Here is a 3,869-nt window from a genome sequence, read left to right as displayed (position 1 = left end):
TTTTTCGGCGATTTCGGCACCGCTCATACCATTTTGAAGGTGCACTTTCGAATAGTGCTTGAATTTACTTTTGAGTTTACGGCTTACCAGCCAGCTGACCAGGGCGATGGCGCCGATCATAATATAATATCCCATCATAACTTTAATGTTTTTATTTGTTCACTTGTTTTCGTGTTAAAGATAAGCAGATTCCCTTTTATGCGGGAACGACTTATCAATACTTTAGCAAAAACCTCGCCATTTGGTACAACGGACAAAATGGCGTTTCATTGTGTGTAGTTCAAGCGACTCGCAATGATGTTACCCTACAATATTCACAATTTTCCCCGGCACCACAATCACTTTTTTAGGCGTTCTACCATCTAACTGTTGCTGGGTTTTTTCATGGGCCATTACCGCTTCCTCGATTTGCCGCTTGTCCAGTTCCAAAGGAAGCTCCATCGTAAATCGTGTTTTGCCGTTAAAGGATATGGGGTACTCTTTGCTGCTCTCCACCAAATATTTCTCCTCGAATTTCGGGAAGGGTGCGGTAGCTATCGATTCGGAATGGCCGAGTTTTTCCCAGAGCTCTTCGGCGATATGCGGGGCGTAGGGGGAAACCAGAATGGCCAGAGGTTCTAAAATTTCCCAGCTTGAACATTTTTGGGCGGTCAGTTCGTTGACGCAGATCATAAAAGTGGATACCGAGGTGTTGAAACTGAAGTTTTCGATGTCTTCTTCTACTTTTTTGATGGTTTTGTGCAGGGTTTTCAGGCTTTCGGCTGAAGGTTCATTGATTTCCGTCTGTTCTCTTCCTTGCTCTTTCTTATGCGCTTCGGAGGTCATAGAGGGAGAGTTCCCTTTCTCCGATTCTTCGGTTGGAAGCGTAGTTGGTCCAGTCACTTTAAACTCATTATTCAGGCCGGAGTGATAGAGTTTCCATAGCTTTTTTAGGAAACTGTGTACGCCAGTAATGCCAGCGGTATTCCAAGGTTTGGATTGCTCTAGCGGGCCGAGGAACATTTCGTACATACGAAGGCTGTCGGCGCCGTATTCTTTCACAATATCATCGGGATTGACGACGTTGTATTTGGATTTGGACATTTTTTCGACTTCGCGGGAGACGATAAAGCCCCCTCCCCGGCCCTCCGCGGGGGGGAGGGAGTTCCCATGGTAGATTTCACCGTCTTCTAAAATAAAAATGGCATCTTGATATTCTGGTCGCCAGTTTTTGAAAGCTTGAATATCTAATTCATTCGATGAGTTTATTAGTGAAATATCTGCATGGATTGGATTATAAAAATCTTCACTTTCCAGTTCAAATCGAACATCCATATTTGGGAGCTTTTCCAAAATTATACCTTTCATCCCTGTCGCAAACCCATCTAAGCTTTCTCTAAGTTTTTGGAATTCCTTCGGACCTTCAGATTCTTCAAGAGCATTTTTAATGCCGAAGGAGACAAATATCTGTTTTGTAGAAACTATTTCTGAAAAAACAGCTTCTACTTCCTTGTTTGAATATGTGCTATCTAAGATGTAGAATTCGTATTTTAATCTCAGTAGAAAAGCACTAGTCCCAGTAATCATACCCTGATTGATCAACTTTTTCGCATACTCATCCACAGGTACCAAACCTTTATCGAACATAAACTTCTGCCAAAAACGACTGTACAGCAAATGTCCCGTGGCATGCTCGCTGCCGCCGATATACAAGTCCACATCCTGCCAATAGTTGATGGCTTCCTGGGAGAAGATCTCATCGTCGTTGTGCGGATCCATATAGCGGTTGAAATATTGGGAGCTGCCTGCCCAACCGGGCATGGTGTTTAATTCCAGAGGGTATACACCGTTGCTGACAGTTTGCCCCTCGACTGTACTTCGACTGCGCTCACCAGAACCGTTCGGGATGACATTCCCGTTTGAAACTACCCTATTTTCATTCGAAACCACCTCGTTCCTATTCGTGTCCCATGACCACTCGGTGGCGTTGCCCAAAGGCGGTTCGCCGGTTTCGGTGGGGAGGTACTTTTCGACTTCCGGAAGTTTGATGGGCAAATGTTCGTCTGCAATCATTTGTGGCATTCCGTCGACATAATACACTGGGAAAGGCTCGCCCCAATACCGCTGACGGCTGAAAACGGCATCCCGCAGCCGGTAATTTATTCTCCCTTCGCCTTGCCCTAACGTTTCAAGTTCGGCGATTGCCTTTTTGACCGCTTTCTTATAGGGTAATCCGTTTAAAAAATCGGAATTCGCGATAACAGTCTTTTCCTTATCCGCAAAAGCTTCTTCCGAAATATCGATACCCTCGAAAATATTGGGGATATCGATACCGAAGTGCTTCGCAAAGTCATAATCCCGCTGATCGCCGCACGGTACTGACATAACCGCTCCTGTACCATAACCGGCCAAAACATAGTCCCCGATCCAGATCGGAATAGGTTCTTTCGTGAACGGATGTTCGGCATACGCCCCCGTGAACGCCCCTGTAATGGTCTTGACATCTGCCATACGATCCCGTTCTGAGCGTTTGGCGGTTGCCTCGATATAGGTCTCGACTTCGGCCTTATGCTCAGTAGTCGTTATTTTGGATACCTGTTCGTGTTCAGGCGCCAAGGTCATGAACGAAACGCCGAAGATAGTGTCGGGTCTGGTTGTGAAAACTTCAATCGCAAGATCCGCTTTCAAGCGTGTTTCGAAGCTTTCCCCGTAATTTAATGGCGATTCATCAGGAAAAGAACCCATACCCTGTGGTGAACGAGTTTTGCCACCAGCGGAGGGAACCCAGGGGAGGACTCGGAAGCTTACACTCGCCCCCTCACTCCTCCCGATCCAATTCCGCTGCGAATCTTTCAAAGGCTGAGGCCAGTCGATTTTCTCGAGCCCGTCCAGAAGACGCTGGGCGTAGGCGGTGATGCGCATCATCCACTGGGTCATCTTTTTACGAACAACAGGATGGCCGCCGCGTTCGGATACGCCGTTAACGATCTCGTCGTTGGCGAGCACGGTCCCTAATGCCGGACACCAATTGACATCGGCATCGGCGAGATAGGTAAGGCGGTATTTAAGAAGTTTTTCCTGTTTTTCCTTGGATGAAAAGGCACCCCATTCCTCCGCAGAAAAGTTGGGAGTATCATCATCGCAAACGGCGTTTACATTGGCATTTCCATCCTTTTCAAAAATAGGGACCAAGTCTTCGATAGGCTCCGCCTTGTCAGAATCTGAATTGTACCACGAATTGAAAAGTTGGATGAAGATCCACTGCGTCCATTTGTAATACTTGGGATCTGAAGTACGGATTTCACGGCTCCAATCGAACGAAAATCCCAATTGATCCAACTGCCGACGATATCCCTTTATGATGTTATCGTGATAATTCCCATCCTTGATAGTGACAATTCTACTCGTATCAACTAAAGCTTCATTTTCGATACTCCCATCTTCGTTGACGTATTTGGATAAAATGTTCCCTTCACGATCCAAGCATCCTTCTATGTTTATTTCTGTTGTATTTTTTGGATGTTGCCCGGTCTGAATGGCGTACTGTTCGGCGGGCAATCCGAAGGAATCATATCCCATGGGATGCAACACATTAAAGCCCATGTGCCTTTTGTAGCGGGCGTAGATGTCACTGGCGATATATCCTAAAGGATGGCCTACATGAAGTCCCGCCCCGGAAGGATAGGGGAACATATCCAAAACATAGAATTTTTGCTTTTCGGAATTATTTTCCGCTTTAAAAGTGCCAGTCCCGGCCCAAAATTGCTGCCATTTTTTCTCTATGTTACTGAAATCGTACTTCATGGATCTATGTGTCTGCAGACCTACAAGGAACCCTCCCTACGTTCGGGAACATCTTGCAGGTCTAAGGATGTGGGGCAAAAATAAGT

General features: G+C 46.1%; 2 protein-coding genes. Both read right to left on the bottom strand.

Annotation, left to right across the window (positions count from 1 at the left end):
- On the bottom strand, positions 1-138 hold a 138-nt coding region (locus ACEW8S_RS03180), incomplete at its 3' end, for a zinc metallopeptidase (protein WP_373516739.1).
- Positions 139-300: 162 nt separating this feature from the next.
- Entirely contained in the window at positions 301-3,783 is a 3,483-nt protein-coding gene (locus ACEW8S_RS03175; protein WP_373516738.1) for a leucine--tRNA ligase, read from the bottom strand.
- Positions 3,784-3,869: the final 86 nt, after the last annotated feature.

It is taken from the genome of Pricia sp. (genome assembly GCF_041745955.1).
Classification (GTDB): Bacteria; Bacteroidota; Bacteroidia; order Flavobacteriales; family Flavobacteriaceae; genus Pricia.
Note: the sequence above shows the minus strand (reverse complement) of the source record. Positions and strands in the feature narration are given on the sequence as shown.